Origin of the sequence: Enterocloster alcoholdehydrogenati, assembly GCF_013282095.1 — a bacterium.
Taxonomy (GTDB): domain Bacteria; phylum Bacillota; class Clostridia; order Lachnospirales; family Lachnospiraceae; genus Enterocloster; species Enterocloster alcoholdehydrogenati.
In genome coordinates this window covers 47,098-68,220 of record NZ_BLTJ01000003.1, presented here as the reverse complement: position 1 = coordinate 68,220, position 21,123 = coordinate 47,098, and the positions used below count along the sequence as shown (strand labels likewise).

Sequence of the window (21,123 nt, the reverse complement as noted above, 5' to 3'; positions counted from 1 at the left end):
TTTCTTCTCTCCTTTTATAAATTTGCCTTCTGCAGCGGAATCTGAGGGCAGCCGTACTTATTTGCCCACCAGTTCGTCATAATAGGTGCTAAAATTGCAGTAATAACAACGGATGCTGCTACCTGAGCTGTGGCAGCCGGAACATACGCCGCAAGTGTAGGATCTGCCAAAGCAACCACTGCCGGAACCGCAACCGCATTTCCTGCTGTGGTCGCAACCGCCCACCCCGCATATCCCGGCCGTTTTCCAAATACACGATCACAGAATACGATAAAAGAACCTCCTACAAATAGGGTAATGAAGCCCAGAAAAATACCGGAGGCGCCACCCTTTAAAACAGCAGTCAGATCAATTCCTGCACCAAGGGTCAGACCGACAAACGGAATCATAATTGGACCGGCAGGTGCCAGAAATTCAGAAAACTTCTTATCCAGATTTCCCAGAATCATGCCAACCAGAATCGGTGTAATCGCTGCTAAAATCGCAAGCAACGGAATATTGGCCAGGCCAGACGCCCCCATAGCTACCATGGTAAAAAACGGGCCGTCATTTAATGAAAGTAACGCCATTGCTCCTGCGTCCACCTCATCTCCATAACTCTGCATTAATGCCAGATATACAGAACCATTGCTGTTTGTTACCGCACAGATAATAGCTAACGCTGACAACCCCAGGACTCCCGCATGGCCAAATACTTTTCCAACAATAATTCCAATTGCTGCGCCGACAGCAAACTTAGCTGCCAAGAGAATTCCACCTCTCTTTAGTACCTTTCCAATGTCTGAAAACTGGAGGGTCGTTCCCAGACATACCAACTGAATCCCCATAGCCGTGGCTGCGCCTGCATTTGAAAATGTTGCTGTGGTCAGGGATCCAATCTGCAGAATGTGGGGCCAAAATGTGTTTAACACAGCTCCAAGCAGCAGTGGAACGATCATCATTCCAGCTGGCACCCTCTTTAAGAAACTCATTATCATTTTGAAATACCTCCTTCTTTTTGTGTACGTAATTACGTACTTAGTATGTTATAACGTACCTTCTTGACCATAAAATAGCACTACTGTATGTTATTGTCAATATATAAATGATAAAATGATATTTTTTGTATATTTTTCATAATTTTATTTTACACTTTTTACAGATTTTAAATAGAAACTGTAATGCAAATTCCTCCCCACTCTGCTATAATTTTATTATCACGCTTTTAACAGGGGGATCAGATATTATGCCGTCAAATGAACATCGTCCCACGGAACGGGTACTTGATATATTGGAACTCTTATCTACCAACGCAAATGGTATGACTTTAAGCGAGCTTTCCAGAGCTCTGGATGCACCCAAAAGCAGTATCATGCCTCTGGTGCATACTATGACTGCAAGAAAATTTATCTATATGCAAAAGGAATCATCCAAGTACTTTATCGGAGTTGTTGCCTATTCTGTAGGTGCCTCCTATGCAAGTCATCAGAACGCCCTGCAGTTTATACAATCCGAGATGAAAATGATAACCTCAACAATCAATGAAACCTGCCAATTAGGTATACAAAACCGCAACCAGATTCTTTATATTGCTAAGGAAGATTCTACAGAACCTTTACGACTCATTTCCTATGTAGGCAAACAGCTTCCACTGTACTGCTCTGCTCTTGGACGGGCTATTCTGGCAGAAAAAACAGATGAGGAAGTGCGGCAGCTCTACCCCAATGGATTGATTTCTTTTACAGAACATACCATCACTGACTGGAGTATGTTATTTGAAGAATTAGAACGTACACGGATACGCAGATATGCACTTGAAAAAGAAGAAACCGCACCCATGGTGAATTGTGTAGGTGTATCGCTTAAAAATAAAGGCATCAGCAGTGCGGCCCTAAGTGTATCTGTTCCTACCTTTCGATTTTCCGATACAAAGCTTGAAGAAATTGTCCATATGCTCATGGATGCCAAATGCAGGATTGAAGCATATTTTAATAATAATGACGCTGATCTGGTGAGTTAAAAAAGGCAAAACCTCACAACTGCAACCGAATTTTTAAACACAAAAAAGCCCTAAGCCAACTGTAAATCAGCTTAGGGCGAGCTATAAGCAAGTCCATGGTATAATCTAAATTTACCTCCGACACCAGATAAACTCTGACGCTCTATCTCTATAATGGGAGCACCCGGTGAATTTTACTGTCATTTCAATTCACAGTTCACAGATGGGGCTGTTTCCCCTTCACCATTCTCATTCACTGCGTTTCCACCGATTTCACCTGATACCCCGCCTTTTCCACCGCCTGTTTAAGGGCGTTTTCATCCACCTTGCGGTCGCAGCTTACCACTGCCAGTTTTTTTCTTAAGTTTACCTTGGCAGAAGCACCGTCGATTTTATTAACAGCGGCCATCACGCGGTTTACACAGTGGGCGCAGGTCATTCCTTCAATGTGAAGAATCTTCTTTTCTACTACAGCACCTTCCAGTTTTTTCTCCCTTTCCGGCAGTTCACCGTTTCCGCCTCCGCAGCAGCCGCCTTCTCCCTTCATATGTCTGATAGAACCCTTTACAGCTGCGATGAGGATCAGGACTACCGCTGCCAGTATAATGGAATTGATCATTTGTTCTTCCTCCCCTGCGGTTTCCAATGGCCGGCTTTTCTCTCATCCCGCCATTTTTTAAATTTCTGGATGCCTGTATACAGGCTCATGCCTGCTATATAGATCACCGAAAGAACCAGGATCATATATAACATGGAATCAGTTGAATGGCTCATTTTACCGGCTCCTTTCTCTTTGCCGAAGCGCAGGCAGAACAATGTCCGGAACAGCTGCTGCAGCTGCCGGAACAGCCTTTGCTGCTTTTACAGCCGCTGCATCCTCCCAGGGCGCCTTTATGCTTCCAGTAAAGCACCAGGCCGCAGTAACTAAATATCAGAAACAAAACAATGTAATCTGCCATATGAACATTCTCCTTTCCAGTATCAGGTGCAGGCTGACCCTGCCAGGGCCCATGCCGCCTGCAGCGAGTCTTATAGTTCAACGAGACAAAACCCGCAGAGCAGATCTTGTCTCGTCTTATATCGTATCTTTATGATGCCGCCTGCACGGAACTTCTTGTGTACATTTTCTTATCTTTATAAGGATCCGGACGGAAGAGCATAAACAGCAGAAAGGCCAGTACAATAAAGGCCACAACTGTTGCTGCGCCAAAGGTTCCGTAAAGGATCAGGGAGCCGATCTGGTATACGCACAGTGTTACCATGTATGCAAAGATATTCTGGAACAGAATCGCAAACCAGAACCACTTTCTGCTCTGAAGCTGCTGTGCCATAGTGGAAATTGCTGCCAGGCACGGGGAATCCAGCAGATTAAACATCAGGAAGCTGAATCCTGAAAGTGCTGTAGGGAACCACATACCCACGCCTGTCGCTACATTGGCTGCATCCTCGGTATCGCCGGCAACATTTGCAAGTACGCCCATGGTGCTTACAATACCCTCTTTTGCGCTGAAACCGGAAATAGCTGCAGCTACAGGCTGCCACTCGCCCCAGCCAAGAGGAGCAAATACAGGGGCAATGGCTCCGCCAAGGATTGCCATCAGGCTGTCTGCAGAATCCTCTACCATACCGAAATGGCCGTCTGCGATGCCAAATGTAGCCAAAAGCCACATTACCACGCAGGCTAAGAACAAAATAGTACCAGCTTTTACGATGAAGCCCTTAAGGCGCTCCCACACATGAAGCAGAACGGTTCTTGCGGAAGGAATATGATACTGAGGAAGCTCCATTACAAAAGGAGCAGGTTTGCCTGAAAACGGCTTTGTCTTTTTTAATATGATTGCCGCTACCAGCACTGCCACGATACCTACAAAATACATGATCGGAGCCATCATGCCTGCAATGTCCCAGCCGGTAACATAGCCTGCCATCACGCCGCCCATCAGAGCGATTACAGGAAGCTTTGCGCCGCAGGGAACAAAGGTAGCAGTCATAATGGTCAGACGGCGGTCATTGTCCTGCTCAATGGTCTTAGACGCCATGATGCCGGGGATACCGCAGCCGGAGGAGATCAAAAGCGGAATAAAGCTTTTTCCGGACAATCCGAAATGACGGAATACACGATCCATTACGAATGCAATACGTACCATGTAGCCGCAGTCCTCAAGGATGGACAGGAATAAGAACAGAATCGCCATCTGAGGAACGAAGCCCAGCACAGCCCCCAGGCCTCCGATAATACCGTCTACTACAAGGCTTAAGATAAAGTCGCTTGCGCCCGCATTGGAAAGGAAGTTTCCTACTGCATCCTGAATTGCCACTACAAAGGTATCGTTAGTCCAGTCGGTGACCAGTGTTCCGATGGTGGTTACGGATATGTAATATACCACCCACATGATCGCCATAAAGATCGGAATACCCAGAATACGGTTGGTAACGATCTGGTCGATCTTATCTGAGGTCGTCAGCTTTGCTCCTGTCTTTTTCACAGAAGTGGAAACAATCTTCTGAATAAATTTGTAACGCTCATCGGTAACAATACTTTCCATATCGTCGTCATGCAGCTCTTCCAGCGTTCTGCGCTCTTTTTCCACCACAGCTTTGCCGGAAACAGATAACGACAGGCTCTCTGCCACCTTGCTGTCATTTTCCAGAAGCTTAACTGCGTACCATCTTCTCTGGTTCTCAGAAATATCGGCAGGAAGCACACTTTCCACCTCGGCAACCGCGTTTTCCATTTCCTTAGAAAAAATTTCCTTTGGAAGGTCTGTCTCCTTCTTCTTTGCAACGCTTACTGCCTTGTCGATCAGGTGGTCAAGGCCCGTCTGCTTTAATGCAGAGGTCTCTACGATAGGGCAGTTAAGAACCATGGACAGACGCTCGATGTCGATCTGAATGCCCCTCTTTTTCAGAAGGTCGGACATATTTAAGGCGATCACCACAGGGATGCCGGTTTCCATCAGCTGCGTGGTCAGATACAGGTTTCGCTCAATGTTTGTAGCGTCAACCAGGTTCACGATCACATCCGGATCATCCTTTAAAAGGTAATCACGGCTGACTACTTCCTCCAGTGTATAAGGGGAAAGGGAATAGATACCCGGAAGGTCGGTGACGATAATATCCTCCTTGCTTCCCTTTTTCTTTAATCTGCCTTCTTTTTTCTCAACGGTTACTCCGGGCCAGTTGCCAACATACTGATTTGCTCCGGTCAGGGCATTGAACATGGTCGTCTTACCACAGTTCGGATTGCCCGCAAGTGCAAGTTTAATTGCCATTTTCTTTTCCTCCATTCGCTTTAGCTCAGTGGAAATGTATTACTTTACCTCCACGCACTGGGCGTCATTCTTTCTTACAGAGAGCTCGTAGCCTCTTACCGTGATCTCAACCGGATCTCCCAGGGGGGCTACCTTTCTGATATAGAGTTCGCTACCTTTTGTGATCCCCATATCCATAATGCGGCGTTTGTAAGCGCCGTCTCCTGTAATCTTTGTAACGACTACCGTGCTTCCTACCGCAGCATCACCTAATGTCATTATACAGGTCTCCTTTCCATGGTCCATGTTCCGACCGTTTTATGTGTATGGTACAACAGGGTCTTGCCATTGGTTTCTTAAACCATTATGTGCCTTGCCATATCCTGATTGATCGCCACCCTGGAGTCTTTGACATTTACAATTACATTTCCTCCGATGGCAGAGATTACGGTGATCCCTGCTCCTGCAACAAATCCCAGGTTTTCAAGAAAACGCCTTGTCTCCTCGTTTCCGCCTACTCTGCGGATGATATTTTCCTCGCCGATCGCAGCCATTGTCAGCGGCATATGATTCACCTCGATCTTTATGTAGTTAGTCTTTCCTATCGACGTTAGTATACGCTAATGATAGTTAGTTGTCAATAACAAATTAGAAATTCTGCTTGTTTCCCTCTGAAAGACCAGAGTAATGATAGCCGCGGCTCAAAAAGCCAAGCTCTTCCAAGGCTGCTACCATACGGTAGACGGTAGCCAGTCCTATGGAAGGATCCCGCTTGGCTGCCATGTAATAGATCTCCTTACAGCTGGACCATTTTCCTTCCAGGATCACGTCTAACAGGATCTTTCTCTGGCCTGTGATACGCTTTCCGTTTTTCTGAAATTCACCGATGATCTGCTCTTTCTGGTCTGTCATGGCTGTTCCTTCCTTTCTGTATCTATTGTTAGATGCTACTAACTCTTTGAATAGTCTATACATTAGCACTCACTAACCCATTTGTCAATTATTTTTCTCAACTTTTTCTCCATTATTTTCAAAAATACATGGAATACAAAATAGAGAAGGGCCGAAGCAAAATGAAAAATGTACGAAACATTCATTTTGCTTCGGCCCTTTACAGAGTCTTAATTACGATTTATCAGCCTTCATTCATCTTTGCCAGCTTGGCCGCCTGATCAGCTGCAATGCAGGCGTCCAGAATCTCCTGGATATCGCCGTTTAATATCTTATCCAGCTTATACAGGGTCAGGTTGATCCGGTGATCCGTCACACGGCCCTGCGGGAAGTTGTAGGTGCGGATCTTCTCTGACCGGTCTCCGGTTCCGATCTGGCTGCGGCGCTCGGCCGCCTCAGCATTCTGCTTCTTCTCCATCTCGATGTCATACAGCTTGGAACGAAGAAGACGGAAGGCCTTTTCCTTGTTCTGCAGCTGAGACTTCTCCGTCTGGCTGTAGATCACAATGCCGGTAGGCATATGGGTCAGACGAACGGCGGAGTCTGTGGTGTTGACGCACTGACCGCCGTTTCCGGAAGCACGCATTACGTCAATGCGGCAGTCATTCATGTCAATCTGTACGTCTACCTCTTCTGCCTCCGGCATCACAGCCACCGTAGCGGTAGAGGTATGGATCCGGCCGCCGGACTCTGTCTCAGGCACACGCTGTACACGGTGCACGCCGCTCTCATATTTTAGCCTGGAGTATGCGCCCTTTCCTGTAACCATGGCTACCACTTCCTTAAAGCCGCCGATTCCATTCTCATTTAAACTGATGATCTCTACCTTCCAGCGCTGGCTGTCAGCGTAGTTGGAATACATCCGGTACAGCTCTGCAGCAAACAGAGCGGCCTCGTCTCCGCCGGCTCCGGCGCGGATCTCCAGGATAATGTTCTTGTCATCATTGGGATCCTTTGGCAGAAGAAGGATCTTTAATTCGTGCTCCAGCTCCTCGATCCGCTTCTTGCCGTCGGAAAGCTCCTCCTTGGCCATCTCCCGCAGTTCCTCGTCGCTCTCCTCCTCCAGCATGGCCAGGCTGTCCTCCACATCCTGTTTCGCCTGCTTATACTGCTTATACGCCTCTACGATGGGAGCCAGATCCGCCTGCTCCTTCATCAGTTTTGTAAAACGCCTTGTATCCTGAGTTACATCCGGATCCCCCAGCATCAGCATCAGTTCTTCATAATGGATCAGCATATCATCCAATTTATCAAACATAATCTTCTCTCCTGTTTTCTCTCTGAAACTCGTTATCGCCTGCCGTTTTCGGCCCCATTTTCCTGCTGCGGCGGCCGGATCGCCCGCACCACACGGTCCAGGCCGGCCATATCCCTTATCACTTCCAGGTCCTTAAAACCTGCTTTGTCAAATAGCTTTGTCACCTCTTCCCCCTGGTCATAGCCGATCTCCATATAGACGGCTCCTCCGGGTTTTAAGCGGGCCATACATTCTGCTGCCAGGATCCGGTAAAATTTAAGACCATCCTGATCTCCGTCCAAGGCCAGTCTGGGTTCATGGTCTCTTACCTCCGGCTCCAGGCCATCGATTACCTGAGCAGGGATATAGGGCGGATTGGAAACGATCACATCAAAGGGCTCGTCCTGGTTCAGAGCTGCAAACATATCGCTCTCAATGAGCCGCAGACGCCCTTTTTCCTCCCCCAGAATCCGGTCTCTGTTTTCCTCTGCCACCTTAAGGGCCTCTTTTGAAATATCAACCGCCGTAACGGACTGATACCCCCCAAGCGCTGCCAGGCTGACGGCGATACAGCCGGAACCGGTGCATATATCCAGGAGAGAAATGTCCCTGTCCTTCTGCTCCTTCAGCACCCGTTCCACCAGAGTTTCCGTATCCTGTCTTGGAATCAGAACGTGTTCATTCACCTTAAATTCCAGCCCCATAAAGCCCTGCCTTCCTGTAAGGTGCTGCAGGGGGATCCGTGCGGCCCTGGACTCTATGGCCTCTTTATACCGGGATACGGCGCGTAAAAGCTCCTCCGGCGTCTTTCCCTCTCTTTCTTTTGTCCAGCCGGAAAAGGGCAGCTCCCTCTTTGTAAGAAAAGCAGCAAAGCCCAGATCAAATATTTCCAGAAGAAGCAGTCTGGCATCCAGCGCCCCGTCCGCCACCTGACTGTCCTCCAGTTTTTTCCGTCCCTCATCTAACAGCCTTCCAAGGGTCATTTCCTCATGCAAAACGCTCCTCATGGCTCTTCCTTCCAGCCCGGAAAGTTCTCATTCAGATAGGCTCTCCAGTCAAACACCTCTTCCACCGCCGCAATGGCCACCTCGATCATGGAGTCGTCCGGCTCTGTAGTGGTCAGCCCCTGCATCCACATACCGGGACGGCTTAAGAAATTCACCAGCCTGCTGTCATTTCTTCCCGCAAACCGCAGGAACTCGTAGGACACGCCTGCGATCACCGGGATCAGCACAATCCGGCTTAAAAACCGCAGCCACACCGTATCTGTGCGGATGACCATGAAAAATAAAATACTGATTATCATAACAATCATGATAAAGCTGGTGCCGCAGCGTTTGTGTTCTTTGGAGCTGGCCCGAACATTGGCAACATTTAAAGCCAGCCCATGCTCAATGCAGTTGATGCACTTATGCTCGGAACCATGGTACATAAAGGTTCTGCGTATATCCTCCATACGGGATACCATTTTTATATAGATAATAAAGATTGCAATGCGGATAAAGCCTTCTAAAACAGCCATCAGTGTTTCGGAGGGGATAAAGGGACGGCACAGCCTTGCAATCAGCAGGGGCAGGAGCATAAAAATGCCAATAGCCATGATAAAGGAAAATATCATAACCACAGTCATAAGAATACTCTCCAGTTTCTCTCCAAATACCCTGTCCAGCCACGCTTCAAATTTTCCAGGCTCCGCATCTTCGTCATCCTCAAAAAAGCTGCAGGACCAGGTAAGGGCCTTCATGCCGACCACCATAGAGTCTGCAAATTTGAATACGCCCCGGATAAAGGGAAGTCCTAACACGGGGTATCGCTCCGTCAGGCTGACATAGCGATCCTTTTTTATCTCGATCTCCCCGTCAGGCTTACGGACGGCAATGGCATAATCGTCGCCATTCTGCATCATAATGCCTTCGATCACTGCCTGGCCGCCTATTCCAGAATATTTCATTATATGATTACCTCTCTTTGGCCGTCTGTCGGCGGCCCTATTTCACCTGCACAGTAAGCGTCCCCATCAAACGGACTTACTGTCACAGAACACAAAAGGGCTGAGCCTGATCTCTCAGGCCCAACCCCTTGATTCTTTCTCACTTATTACTGAGCATTGATGCCATACTTGCGATTGAACTTATCAATACGTCCACGGGCAGCAGCAGCCTTCTGCTGGCCAGTATAGAAAGAATGGCACTTGGAGCAAACCTCAACGTGGATGTCCTGCTTGGTGGAGCCTGTTACGAACTCGTTGCCACAGTTGCAAACTACCTTTGCCTGGTAGTAATTTGGATGGATTCCTTCTCTCATTTCATTCACCTCTCTGATTATTTGCGGTTTCCGACCGCGGCCTTTGTATGCCAATCTGCCTCTGTACACTGCAGGCAGCCGGTACATACCGTCACCAGAACGCACAGATATCAGCATCTTCTAAGTTATACACGCCCTTCCCGCAAGTTCCTGACTCGCGCAGACGCTAAAACTGCCGATCCAGAGTTCATGCTCTGGACAGCTTAATCAGTATAGCATAGAAGTTTTGGGATTGCAAGAGGGAACGAAGGTTTTTTAGCCGCATTCCTCCGTCAGACAGCGGATAAATTGTCTGCGGGCCGCCTCCTGTGATTCCAGGTTCCTTACCTTATCCGTACTTTTGGCAGGAATCCATGCTTTATTTGTATTGTAATAAAAGTTCAGCTGCTTCCAGTATTTTTCCGGAAAAAGGAACATACAGGTCAGACTCTTTCTCTCCCGTTTGTCCATGGGCCGCACCCGCTGGTAGGAATCTACCATGGAAAGGCCAAGTTCCGTATCCCAGCCATGCTTTTCCAGGGCCTTTCTCATCAGGCGGTACAAATCGCAGACCTGAAGCCCCAGATGCATACGATTATATTCTACAATTGCCGTGTAACCGCGGCCCATAAGTACATGGTGCTGATCCAAATCACCGTGACAAAGCCCAAAGCCTGACGGGACAGCCGGACTGTCTGCAGCCGCCCTCTGATCGAAAAGTTCCGCAGCCATCAGCCGCTCTCCTCCCCCTATGGAAACGGTTTGGGTATATGACCCGGTCTCATTTTCCTGTGTTTCCAGAAGATGTTTCATCTCATCTCTGGCCGCCCTGGCCTGCTCATAAAAATAATCATAGCTCCCCATGATAGAAAGTTCAAATTCTGTCTTTCCACGTTTTCCCCGTATAAAGTTTCTGGCTTTCTGCATCTCGCGGATGTGGCGGTCCATCTCACGATCCGGGGACTCTTTGCAGATAGATCCCATATTCCACTCCTCTTTAAACGGGATGCGGCGCAGCTGCCCATGGAGCATGGCAAGACGGGCGATGGCCTGGCGAACCTCGCAGCCATCCCGGATATTGCACTCTCTGTCCCCGTACCATTCCTTTAATATGTATCTGGTTCCGTCCCCGGCCATGGTTAAAAGTTCGCCCTCTTTATTGCGCTCATATTGGTCTGTCCGCAGGCTTGTACGGGTATCCAGCATCCCCAGAACCTGATCCTCAAATTCCAGCCTGCGCACCGTTCCCCGATATTCCTTAAGAAGTCTCATTCCCCGGTCCGTTTCACAGATCCAGGCTCCACGGCCCTTACGAACGGTTGTCACTTCCATCTCATACTGCTCCAGCGCTTCCAAATACCTGTCATTCATCTTACCCCTCCATTATTTTTCCGTCAGACCATTTCATACCTAAGCGTCCACCGTCACGCGAACAGCCTGCTCTGCCTGAGCCGAATGATATTTAGTACATACTGAGATTTATGTGTATTTTTGTCTGTTCAGCCTGTACCGTTCTGCCCGGCACTGCAAAAAAGAGTGCGTCTGGAACGTAAAATTCTCTGTCCGAGAGAGTTTTACGTCTCAGGCACACTCTAAGGTATGTCAAAATATAGAAGGATATGACATTCTTTCAATACAGTTCCGTTTATTACGCTTCGTCTTTCCACTGCAAATGATGCAGCCGCCCATTCCGTTCCATTTTCTCAAACCCATTCTGCCGCAATGCCTCATAGAGCACAATGGCTGCAGAGTTGGAAAGGTTTAAGGAGCGTATATCTCCCCACATGGGGATCCTGACACAGTGATCCTCATGTTGCACCAGGATCTCTTCTGGAATACCGGCGCTTTCCTTTCCGAACATCAGATAACAGTCTGAGGAATACTTTACCTCAGAATAGACTTTGTGGGCCTTGGTGGTTGCAAAATACATATTGCCGGCAGCATCAGGATTTTTATCCAGAAAATCCTGATAATCGCTGTACACCTGCACATCCAGCTTATCCCAGTAGTCCAGCCCCGCCCGTTTCAGAGCCTTTTCATTCAGCTTAAAGCCCAGGGGTTCGATCAGATGGAGTCTTGTATTCGTAGCCGCACAGGTACGGCCGATATTGCCTGTATTGGAAGGCATCTCCGGCTCTAAAAGCACAATGTTCATCATATGTATCACGCCTTTCCGTCATGGCGCTTTACAAAACGCCCGATCCGGCTCAGTGCCTCTTTCAGATTCTTCAAAGAATAGGCGTAAGAAATACGCACAAAGCCCTCGCCACAGTCTCCAAAGGCGGTTCCCGGCACAACTGCCACCTTTTCTTCCTTCAAAAGCGTTGTGGCAAACTCCTCTGAAGACATACCAAAACGGCTGATATTGGGGAAGGTGTAAAATGCCCCCAGAGGCTCAAAGCAGTCGATCCCCATCTCCCTAAAGGCGTTTAACAGATAGCGGCGGCGCTGATTGTAGGATTCCCGCATCATTTCCACATCCTTATCTCCGTCCCGCAGAGCCGCTACGGCTGCATACTGGCTGGTAGTAGGCGCGCACATGATGGCGTACTGGTGGATCTTTAACATCTGTTTCAGGATCACCTCAGGAGCCGCTGCATATCCCAGACGCCAGCCTGTCATGGCATAGGACTTGGAAAAGCCATTGATCAGCACAGTGCGCTCCTTCATGCCCGGAAGTGAAGCAATGGTAACATGGTTGTCCGTATAGGTCAGTTCAGAATAGATTTCATCGGAAATAACAAAAATATCCTTTTCCACTGCGATCCTGGCGATTTCTTCCAGTTCATGGCGCTCCATGATAGCACCGGTGGGATTATTTGGAAATGGAAGCACCAGAATCTTTGTCTTATCCGTGATCTTCTCTAACAGCTTTTCAGGAGTCAGTTTAAAATGATCCTTTTCCTCCAGCTCAATGACCACCGGAACCCCGTCCGCCAGCACGGCGCAGGGAACATAGGAGACGTAGCTTGGCTGGGGGATCAGCACCTCGTCTCCTGGGTTTAACATGGCGCGCATGGCCGCGTCGATCGCCTCGCTTCCGCCTACTGTAACCATAACCTCCTGATCCGGATCATAATTCACATCGAAACGGCGGCTTAAATAGCGGGAGATCTCATCCTTCAGATCCTTAAGGCCTGCGTTGGAGGTATAGAAGGTACGCCCCTTTTCCAGAGAATAGATTCCTTCCTCTCTGATATGCCATGGCGTGTCAAAATCCGGCTCGCCTACACCCAGGGAAATAGCGTCTTCCATTTCATTTACAATATCGAAAAACTTCCTGATCCCGGAAGGGGGGATACTTACGATTTTATCTGACAAGGGGTTTCTCATGGTGTGATCAGCATCCTTTCATCCTGGACCGGCTCGCTGATAATGGTGCCGTGATCCTTATATTTTTTCAGTACAAAATGAGTTGCTGTGCTTAAAACCGCCTCCATGGGAGCCAGCTTATCAGATACGAACTGGGCCACCTGACGCATGGTCTTGCCTTCAATAAATACAGTAAAGTCAAAGGATCCGCTCATCAGATATACGGCATTTACCTCACTGTACTGATAAATACGCTCCGCAATCTTATCAAATCCCATGCCCCGCTGAGGCGTTACCTTTACCTCAATCAGAGCCACTACCTTTTCTTCGCTGGTATTGTCCCAGTTAATCAGAGTATGGTAGCCGCAGATGATATGCTCTTTTTCCATCTCTGCAATCTCATTTGCCACTGCGATCTCGCTCTCTCCCAGTAAGACCGCCAAATCCTTTATATCGATCCTGCTGTTTTTCTCAATCACTGCCAGAATTTTTTCTCTCATAACCTTTTACCTTCCTCCATTCTATATTGCCCGTCTCCTTACAGTCCGAGCCTTCTAAGCTCATCAGGCTGGGGGCGTTCCAGATAGCCGGCTGTCTCCTCTCCGTGACGAATCCGTCTGGTGATGCCTGTCTCAACGCTTCCGATCACTGCAGCGGGAATATGGGCCTGGCGCAGCTGTCTCACCAGCTGTCCTCCCTGATCCGCCGCAAGGATCACACAGTTTGCACAAAACAGCCTGTATGGGTTTAACTCAAACCGCTCGCATACCTCTACTGTAACCTGATGAATGGGGAGCATACGCAGGTCAATGTCGATCCCGGTGCAGTAGACGCCGGAAAGCTCCCAGAGTGCTGCAAGGATGCCGCCCTCTCCCGCGTATTCCCAGGCAGTTGCCGCAGCCGTTTTATTTGCCGATGCGTTCTCCATCCAGTCCTTTACGGAATATGTGTCCTTCTGGTACAGTTCCCTCAGAAATGACGGTGAAAAATACTGCTCCAGTATTCCTTTTTTATGCTGTCCGATGATCCTGGCTCCCGCCAGTCCCACCGATCCGGCTAAAACCAGTTCCTGCCCTGGTTTCATCTGACCATCCCGCTTCTCAAAACCGCCTGTTTTCTGTCCTGCCGTCCTCACTGGGCCACCTCCCCGGATCCAGAAGAAACCGCCGCACCGGGGCCGCTTAAGGCGGCAGGATCTGCCGCCCCTGATCCGCCCGGCCCATTGGCGCTTTCTGCCGCTCCCGGTCCGCCGGAGGACGCTCCTCCCTCTGCTGTACCAGCTCCGCTGGATGAGGTTTTGTTTTCTGCCGCTCCCGGCCCGCCGGATACAGTCTCACCAGGGCCGGCAGACGGAGAACCGCCTGTATCTGCCCCGCCGCCGGAGGTTCCTTCATCTGTTCCCGGGTTTTCAGCCGTCTGCCCGCCTTCTGTCTCCGCAGCTGGAGGTGTGTTCGTCCCTCCTGAAGGAGCCGTCTCGGCCGGTGCACTCACCGGAGCCGATGGTCCTACCCGGTATATGGCCTTGGATGCATTGTAGGTGTCCTGATTCAACAGGGTCCGCTCCTGCTCAACGCCGTCTACGGTCACTACCTTCCAGAGCCTGGATCTGAGACCCGTGTGGGAGGACTGAACACGCACCTTTGCTCCCGGAGCCAGGGTGTTGTCTACAATTATCTGAGGCTCTCCGGGGTTCGTAGTTCCCAGGGTCTCTGATACATACTCCACCTTCCGGCCTGAGGGACGTGTCTCTTTTCCATATATTGTAAATGTCAGTTGTTTTCCTGATGTATATCCTTCTACATAAATGGGAGTGCTGTAATTATTTTTTATCTTGATGTCCTTATAGGTTCCTGCGATTGCCGCATCCATGGACGGCTTGACGTAGGTAACGATCATGGAATGATTCTGCCGCTGCACAATCTCCACCTCCGCCTGGAGAGAAGCGCCGTAAAGAGTCGTGGCGATCTGGCACACGCCTCCGCCGATACTGTCCACAACCTTGCCGTTCTCATAGGCAGCCGCCGTCTTGTAGCCGTTTGCCGTGGTAAAAGGCTGAAGGCACTGATAACCGGAGAGTACCTCTCCCGGCATCAGCACACGGCCGTTTATCTTGGCCGCACCTACCGAAACATTGGTAGAGCGGGACGCCCCGCTGCTGGAAAAATCTGTGGTGCAGGTTCCCAGCACATCCTGGATGGAAGCCAGATCCTCAGAGGTGATGTCCGGCTGCTTTTTGGTGATCACCGCCTCCGTCACCACAGCGCCCTCCTGCCCGTCTGCCAGGGAGGCATTTAGCGCTGCAGCTGTGGCTGCCGTATCCACCGTCCGTCCCTCCACCGCCTCTGTTATCACAAAGGCGCCGTTTTCCCGGCGAATGGAGGCGTTCTGAGGCGGAGTCAGCACATCCCTGCTCTGCTCCTCCACAAAGGCGTTTACCTTCTCCTCATCCACGGATGTCTCAAGCGAAAGCTCCAACGGAGTCTCCTTCAGATCCTTTTCCACCATATACTGACGGATCAGACTGCCGCCTGCATACTTTTCCAATTCCTCCTGTATGCTGTTTTCATTGCTCCAGTACAGTCCCAGCGCTCCGGCCGTGGTCTCTTCGTCCTCTCCATCAACGGTCAGCACCACCTTCCGGCCGCCAAGTTCATTGACATAAGCCTCTATTGCATCACGGGCCTCCCCACAGGTTTTCCCGGCCAGGTCCTGTCCCTGCACACGGATCCCCTCCGGAAGCACGGGAGCCGCCTTAGCCGTCCCAGGGAAGGCCCACAGCGCCCCGGCTGCCGCCATGACAGTCAGGGCATTTCTCCACATTTTATTTTTCATTCTCACATTTCCTTTTCCTAATCTGGCTCCGGTTCCCCTCTGCCGACCGGATTTCAATTCCTGTTAATACATCAGCGCGCTCAGTGCCATAGGCACGATCATAGCCAGCACCAGGATCACAACGATGACCGTTGAAATGATCTTTTTCATCTTAGGGTCTCTCATATTCATCATTTCTTTCACCTCTTTAATAAATGAAACCATTACTCCTGCGGGAAATCAGGCTGTCTACTCTCTCAGCCTTCCCCGCTGCAGAATGATCGTGTCAATGAGCCGCGACGCTTCGCTGCGGCTTAAACAATCCATCTGCAGAGTTATGTCTATTCTATGACATTTTATCAATTCCTGCAAGTATTCTTTTTGCCTTTTTGTAGCCGGCTGCTCCCGTTTTGCCTTGTGGATCAGGGGATGGGGACGAAAGAGTTCCTCTCGTTCCTTCCCGTAAAGCGAACAAAGCTTCCGGTACAGAAGATGGGCCGATTCTGCATCCGCCTCTGCCCGGTGGGCTGTGGACTGCGGGATATGGTAGAAGGCGCAGGCAGCGCTTAAATTCTTCTTTTCATCCGCAGGCATCAGGCTGCGGCACAGCAGCAGCGTATCCACAGCGTCCCTCTCACATTCCAAATGGCTGTTTACCGCCGCCTGCTTTAAAAAACGGTAATCAAAGGAGATATTATGGCCCAGGAGAGGCAGGCCCTCAGAAAACTTCAAAAGTTCCCCGATCACCTCCTCCATGGCCGGGGCATCCTTTACCATCTCATCAGTGATCCCTGTCAGTTCTGTAATCTTCTTTGTAATGGCCCGTCCGGGATTAATAAGCGTTACAAAACGCCCATGTATCTCTCCGTCTATGACCTTTAAAGCCGCCGCCTCCGTAATCTTTTCTGTCCGTGATTCCAGCCCGGTAGTTTCTAAATCAAGGGCAATATAGGAAGATGTCATCGCTCTTTTCCTCCATTCTTCAGCCCATCCTGACCGTCACATTTCTTATTCCGGGAAAGCATCTGCTTCCCGTTTATCTTATTTTCAGCGGAAACGGTACGTTTTCCGGCAAACAGCGCCGGCTCCTCACAGGCTGGACAGTATTCCTTTAAAAAGCAATCCCCGCATCTGGGGTTCCTGGCTGTACAGATGGTGCGTCCCAATGTGATGATATGGATATTCCACAAAATCCAGCGCTCCTTGGGCAGAACCTTCATCAGGTCATATTCCACCTTTTCAGGATCCTCTTCTGCTGTCAGCCCCAGCTTTCTGGAGATTCGTTTTACATGGGTATCTACCACAATACTTGGCTCATGGTAAATGTTTCCCCGGATCACATTAGCCGTTTTTCTTCCCACTCCGGCCAGAGATGTGAGATCCTCTAAGGAACTGGGCACCTGGCCCGCGAACCGCTCCACCAGAGCCTTCGCGCAGAGAATAATATTTTTAGCCTTATTGTGGAAAAATCCGATGGATCGGATGTCCTGCTCCATTTCCTTTACATCCGCCGCCGCAAAGTCCTCAAGGGTCGGATATTTCTGAAACAGATCTGCTGTCACGATATTCACTCTGGCGTCTGTGCACTGCGCGCTTAAAATCACGGCAATCAGCAGCTGCCAGGGTGTCTCGTGGTTTAAATAGCAGACAAGCTCTGTTCCGTATTCCCGATCCAAAGCCTCCAAAATCTGCTCCACCCGCCTTGACCGGGCGGCTTTTGTCTCTTTTTTCATTCTGGGCATTTGAAAACGCTCCTCGTTTGTAATTGTTCTGTATCCAGCAAAAACAGCTGTACGGCCGGACAATTTTGACGCTGCCCGGATATGTCCCAGTATAATCCATAAAAATCTGTGTTTCAAGTTCCATTTCCCGGAAAAACGCCTTTTGCTGAGCAGACCGTCATTTCCAGACGGAATGTATCTGGGTATTTCCGCTTTATGAAAGGACAGCAAAAGAGGGCCGACGCTTTTACGGTTTGAAAACGCAAAAGCACCGGCCCCCTTTTAACAGTTCTGCTGTCCGCAGATAGGGCAGCTGTGGCTGAACGATATTTATTTTATGCCAGCTTCATCAGATATTCCCCTACATGGTACATCAGCCTGAGGGCTTCCGGAAGAAGGCACTCCGGAAAATATCTGCCGTAATTATTGACTTCAAAGCTGAAATACCCCTGATAGCCAATCTCCTTTAAAGCTTTCATAACTTCTTCCCAGCGAATGGTTCCGGTGAGAGGAAGGACGTGCATAAGATCGGGGTCAGTGGCGCTGTGGGTGTCTGACACATGGGTGGCGTACAGGTATTTTCCAATTAGACGAAGAGACTCTCTCTGATTCTGCTGCATGATATCTGCGTGTTCAAAATCCCAGCAGATCCCAAACCGGCTGTCGTTGATTTTCTCCGCAAGGCTTACCAGCTCCTCAGGATACGCGCCATATTTCCTTCTGGGGGCAATCGTGATATCGCACATATTTTCAACGGCAAGAGACATTTCAAAAGAGGCCGTCTTTTCCAGCAGCTGTCGGAAATAAGCTGCATTTTTCTCCTCTGAAACCGCCATCAGGCGGGAGGCATTATAATCCGTGTCCGGGTGGGTCACACAGAGCCTGGAACCAACGATATAACAGCATTCAATAGAACGCAGCACCAGCTCTTCATGGCGGCCGCGCTCCTCTGCTGTCAGGGAGGGATCAAGGAAATTATACGTATAGGCATGGCACTGGCCAAATTTCATTCCAAGACGTTCCTTTTCCTCCGCTACCTGATCAATCCAGGCTCTCCATCCATCCTCAAGAAACGGAGATCCTGGGAGAGACCAGTCGTAAAAGCTGATATCCAGCGTGTCAAAGCCCGCCTCCTTTGCATAGCGCATCATGCGTTCCATTGACACAGCGGAGCCGTCCGGCCGGTCAAATACAATATTGCTGGAAGTGGATAATTTCATGAAAAAACCCTTTCTAGGAACAGATCAATGTATGTATCAAAGTCAAAGCTGCAGGCGGCCCTCACATCCGAATTCCAGGCATCTGCGTATCCTTTCACACCAAACAGAGTCTGGCCGCACATAAGGCCGTCCTGATCGGATACTGCCGCCTTCCCCTGGATATACCGGGCGATTTCAGGCCTGACTGCCGCCGCAGCAGCCATGGCGTCCACAAGAAGACTGTATGGCTCAAGCCCCCGTCTCCGATTAAAATCTATAGATTTTTCCAGAAAACGGTAAGCCCAGCTTTCCTTATTCCCCTCTGTGAGAATACGTTCTGTCATATGGTTTTTAAGCTGCATGGTCACATCCAGTCCGGCGGCTGTGATTGGGATCCCTGATTCGATCACCAGCTTTGCCGCCTCCGGGTCCGTACGCACATTCCAGCTGGGGCGCGGATTCCAGCAGCTCTTATCCGAAGCTACGCCATAGGAGCCGTTTATGGTGTAGATCCCTGCAATCTGCGACCTGCTCTGAGGATATTTCATCAGAAGTTCCGCCAGATTTGTCATGGGTGCAATAGATATGATATAGATTTCCCCCGGATGGGCTTCCAGGCGCTGATGGAGCAGCTCTGATGCCGGCAGCTCTGACAGGCAGGAGGAGGCGGGCTTAAGCTCCGTCTCCGAAAGCCCATCGCAGCCGCAGTATTTTCCGTCAAATTCCAGTTTTCTCTTTAAAGGCTGCGAGGCCCCCGCAGCCACCGGAATCTCGGAGCAGCCGCACAGTTCCAGAATCTTCAGTGCGTTATTCGCGCTCTGGCGCACGTCACAGACACCGCAAACCGCTGTTACCGCCTCCAGAGAAAGTTCCGGCGAAGCCGCCGCAAGCATCAGAGCCAGCGCATCGTCCGCACTGGGATCACAGTCAATGATTACTCGTTTCACACACAAATTCCTTTCCTGTTTCTCTTACTCTTTTTCCCTTATTCGATGGGATTCGCCCTGTAATAATCCTCCAGAGCCTTGGAAACGCCATCCTTTATCGCTTCAAAGGTTTCCTCTCTGTCAGCGGTTCCGTCACCAAAGGACAGCATTGCATCCTTGATTACCGTATCAATGGTGCTGTTGTTGGGAATAAAGGCGGGAATCACAGAGGTTCCTGACTGCATCAGCACATCGTAGGGAACCTGAAGCTTCGGCTCTGCCTCCACTGCCTGCTTGTAGGTATCCACTTCCTGTGCCTTTACGTTCACCGGCGTATATCCGGTTCCCTCAACCCACATTGCCTGTGCCTTATCAGAAGCCATATACTGCACAAATTCCCAGGCTGCCGCCTTCTTTGCCTCGTCGTCTCGATCCAGCATAAACAGCCCGGAACCGCTTGGATAGGCTCCTCCGATATCATCTGCAGATACCGTAGGAATTGCCGCAACGCCCCAGTTAAAGCTGTCTCCTACCAATTCACTGACCGTAGGAATCCGGGAGCTGGTCATGATAACCATAGCGTGCATACCAGCAGCAAATTCTTCATTTACAGAATCCTTTGACGGCTTGTAGGCACCGCTCTTTACCACCTTTTCCCATTCCGTCAGAAACCGATCCAATGTGCCGTTTGATGCACAGGCAAGCTCTGTGACATAGCCGTCATGACCATTGTCATTGTTTCCAAATTCACTGCCTGACGCCCCCTGGGTCTCGATCCAGTTTTCCAGTTCATACTGATTCACACGCACATTTAATCCGTACTCTGCGTCTGTCTTTTCCGCCAGAACAGGAAGTGCCTCTGCCATTTCCCCAATAGTCTTTGGAACGGAAACACCGGCCTGATCCAGATAATCCTGATTGTAATACAGCAAAAGGGCTGATGCCGTCCACGGCACACCGATCATCTTACCGTTAATGGAATACTCTTTGGCCGCTCCCGGCATCAGATCCTCTTTTTTAAGGCTTCCATCCTCTGTGAACCTGTCCTCAGCCCAGACGGTACGCTTATAGTCGCGCAGCAGATTAACACTTTCGCTGTAAAGCTGGATCACGTCCGGCATATTTTTAATATCGTCTGTAGGCATGGCGGCAGAGAGGGCGTCTGTACCGGGCCAGTTCTGAAAGACCGGCGTCACATGAATATTCTTCTCTTTTCCGATAGTGTCATTAAACTGATCCACCTGCTTCTGAGTGATCTCTCCAAACACACTGTCCATGGAATGCCAAAATGTAATCTCGGTCATCCCTGAATTGCTCCCCTTTTCCTGAGAGGCCGGCGCGTTCTCCCCATGAGAACCATTCTGGCAGGCCGTAAGGCCCATCATAACCACAGCTGCTGCCGCAAAAGGCATCAAAACGTTCTTCTTCATTTTTTCATTTCCTTTCCCTTTTTA

General features: G+C 49.7%; 24 protein-coding genes. 1 reads left to right on the top strand and 23 read right to left on the bottom strand.

The genetic code is table 11. The features are described from left to right. Positions 1–14: 14 nt before the first annotated feature. Positions 15–977 (bottom strand): 2-keto-3-deoxygluconate permease, encoded by a 963-nt coding sequence (locus HW447_RS04360; protein WP_176254114.1) that lies wholly within the window; start codon positions 975–977, stop codon positions 15–17. A 248-nt stretch (positions 978–1,225) separates the two neighbouring features. On the opposite strand from HW447_RS04360, the gene HW447_RS04355 reads away from it, so the two are divergent. Beyond that, positions 1,226–1,999 carry an IclR family transcriptional regulator gene (locus tag HW447_RS04355; protein ID WP_176254113.1) on the top strand — a complete coding sequence of 258 codons (774 nt, stop codon included), beginning with the start codon at positions 1,226–1,228 and terminating at the stop codon, positions 1,997–1,999. A gap of 232 nt (positions 2,000–2,231) precedes the next feature. On the opposite strand, the gene HW447_RS04350 is transcribed toward HW447_RS04355, so the two are convergent. The 22 genes from HW447_RS04350 to HW447_RS04245 all read right to left on the bottom strand — a co-directional run bounded on the left by HW447_RS04350 (position 2,232) and on the right by HW447_RS04245 (position 21,099). Next, entirely contained in the window at positions 2,232–2,597 is a 366-nt protein-coding gene (locus tag HW447_RS04350; RefSeq protein WP_176254112.1) for a heavy-metal-associated domain-containing protein, read from the bottom strand. Further along, on the bottom strand, positions 2,594–2,752 hold the full coding sequence (locus HW447_RS04345; RefSeq protein ID WP_176254111.1) for a hypothetical protein: 159 nt from the start codon (positions 2,750–2,752) through the stop codon (positions 2,594–2,596). The genes HW447_RS04350 and HW447_RS04345 overlap by 4 nt, the downstream gene beginning before the upstream one ends. Then, positions 2,749–2,937: a FeoB-associated Cys-rich membrane protein gene (locus tag HW447_RS04340; protein ID WP_176254110.1), complete on the bottom strand. Its 189-nt coding sequence runs from the start codon at positions 2,935–2,937 to the stop codon at positions 2,749–2,751. The genes HW447_RS04345 and HW447_RS04340 overlap by 4 nt, the downstream gene beginning before the upstream one ends. 129 nt (positions 2,938–3,066) lie before the next feature. Further along, entirely contained in the window at positions 3,067–5,250 is a 2,184-nt protein-coding gene (feoB, locus tag HW447_RS04335) for a ferrous iron transport protein B (protein WP_176254109.1), read from the bottom strand. A 39-nt stretch (positions 5,251–5,289) separates the two neighbouring features. Then, positions 5,290–5,508 carry a FeoA family protein gene (locus tag HW447_RS04330; protein ID WP_021869367.1) on the bottom strand — a complete coding sequence of 73 codons (219 nt, stop codon included), beginning with the start codon at positions 5,506–5,508 and terminating at the stop codon, positions 5,290–5,292. Positions 5,509–5,585: 77 nt separating this feature from the next. Further along, complete coding sequence (locus HW447_RS04325) at positions 5,586–5,795, bottom strand: FeoA family protein (RefSeq protein ID WP_176254108.1); 210 nt, start codon at positions 5,793–5,795, stop codon at positions 5,586–5,588. An 82-nt stretch (positions 5,796–5,877) separates the two neighbouring features. Continuing rightward, positions 5,878–6,141, bottom strand: a complete 264-nt coding sequence (locus tag HW447_RS04320) for a Fur family transcriptional regulator (protein WP_176254107.1) — start codon at positions 6,139–6,141, stop codon at positions 5,878–5,880. Positions 6,142–6,364: 223 nt separating this feature from the next. Next, positions 6,365–7,438, bottom strand: a complete 1,074-nt coding sequence (gene prfA, locus HW447_RS04315) for a peptide chain release factor 1 (RefSeq protein WP_176254106.1) — start codon at positions 7,436–7,438, stop codon at positions 6,365–6,367. 32 nt (positions 7,439–7,470) lie between these two features. Continuing rightward, complete coding sequence (gene prmC, locus HW447_RS04310) at positions 7,471–8,400, bottom strand: peptide chain release factor N(5)-glutamine methyltransferase (RefSeq protein WP_176254320.1); 930 nt, start codon at positions 8,398–8,400, stop codon at positions 7,471–7,473. A gap of 20 nt (positions 8,401–8,420) precedes the next feature. Beyond that, the gene (locus HW447_RS04305) at positions 8,421–9,368 is read right to left on the bottom strand and encodes a DUF1385 domain-containing protein (RefSeq protein ID WP_176254105.1); all 948 of its coding nucleotides are present in this window, start codon (positions 9,366–9,368) and stop codon (positions 8,421–8,423) included. 146 nt (positions 9,369–9,514) lie between these two features. Then, entirely contained in the window at positions 9,515–9,721 is a 207-nt protein-coding gene (gene rpmE, locus HW447_RS04300; RefSeq protein ID WP_176254104.1) for a 50S ribosomal protein L31, read from the bottom strand. A gap of 255 nt (positions 9,722–9,976) precedes the next feature. Further along, a complete protein-coding gene (locus HW447_RS04295) occupies positions 9,977–11,071 on the bottom strand; it encodes a protein kinase family protein (RefSeq protein WP_176254103.1) in 1,095 nt (364 codons plus the stop codon). 277 nt (positions 11,072–11,348) lie between these two features. After that, the gene (trmL, locus tag HW447_RS04290; RefSeq protein WP_176254102.1) at positions 11,349–11,858 is read right to left on the bottom strand and encodes a tRNA (uridine(34)/cytosine(34)/5-carboxymethylaminomethyluridine(34)-2'-O)-methyltransferase TrmL; all 510 of its coding nucleotides are present in this window, start codon (positions 11,856–11,858) and stop codon (positions 11,349–11,351) included. A 5-nt stretch (positions 11,859–11,863) separates the two neighbouring features. After that, on the bottom strand, positions 11,864–13,033 hold the full coding sequence (locus HW447_RS04285; RefSeq protein ID WP_176254101.1) for an aminotransferase class I/II-fold pyridoxal phosphate-dependent enzyme: 1,170 nt from the start codon (positions 13,031–13,033) through the stop codon (positions 11,864–11,866). Continuing rightward, positions 13,030–13,512 (bottom strand): Lrp/AsnC family transcriptional regulator, encoded by a 483-nt coding sequence (locus HW447_RS04280; RefSeq protein ID WP_176254100.1) that lies wholly within the window; start codon positions 13,510–13,512, stop codon positions 13,030–13,032. Before HW447_RS04280 ends, HW447_RS04285 begins: the two co-directional genes overlap by 4 nt. Positions 13,513–13,550: 38 nt before the next feature. Next, complete coding sequence (locus tag HW447_RS04275) at positions 13,551–14,147, bottom strand: AIR synthase-related protein (RefSeq protein ID WP_176254099.1); 597 nt, start codon at positions 14,145–14,147, stop codon at positions 13,551–13,553. Next, the gene (locus HW447_RS04270) at positions 14,144–15,844 is read right to left on the bottom strand and encodes a VanW family protein (RefSeq protein WP_176254098.1); all 1,701 of its coding nucleotides are present in this window, start codon (positions 15,842–15,844) and stop codon (positions 14,144–14,146) included. The genes HW447_RS04275 and HW447_RS04270 overlap by 4 nt, the downstream gene beginning before the upstream one ends. Before the next feature lie 228 nt (positions 15,845–16,072). Continuing rightward, positions 16,073–16,786 (bottom strand): 3'-5' exonuclease, encoded by a 714-nt coding sequence (locus HW447_RS04265; RefSeq protein ID WP_176254097.1) that lies wholly within the window; start codon positions 16,784–16,786, stop codon positions 16,073–16,075. Beyond that, complete coding sequence (gene nth / locus HW447_RS04260; RefSeq protein WP_243176201.1) at positions 16,783–17,565, bottom strand: endonuclease III; 783 nt, start codon at positions 17,563–17,565, stop codon at positions 16,783–16,785. Before nth ends, HW447_RS04265 begins: the two co-directional genes overlap by 4 nt. Before the next feature lie 314 nt (positions 17,566–17,879). Beyond that, positions 17,880–18,764: a sugar phosphate isomerase/epimerase family protein gene (locus HW447_RS04255; protein ID WP_176254096.1), complete on the bottom strand. Its 885-nt coding sequence runs from the start codon at positions 18,762–18,764 to the stop codon at positions 17,880–17,882. After that, positions 18,761–19,690: a nucleoside hydrolase gene (locus HW447_RS04250; protein WP_176254095.1), complete on the bottom strand. Its 930-nt coding sequence runs from the start codon at positions 19,688–19,690 to the stop codon at positions 18,761–18,763. The genes HW447_RS04255 and HW447_RS04250 overlap by 4 nt, the downstream gene beginning before the upstream one ends. A gap of 38 nt (positions 19,691–19,728) precedes the next feature. Then, the gene (locus HW447_RS04245) at positions 19,729–21,099 is read right to left on the bottom strand and encodes an extracellular solute-binding protein (RefSeq protein ID WP_176254094.1); all 1,371 of its coding nucleotides are present in this window, start codon (positions 21,097–21,099) and stop codon (positions 19,729–19,731) included. Between the last annotated feature and the right edge of the window lie 24 nt (positions 21,100–21,123).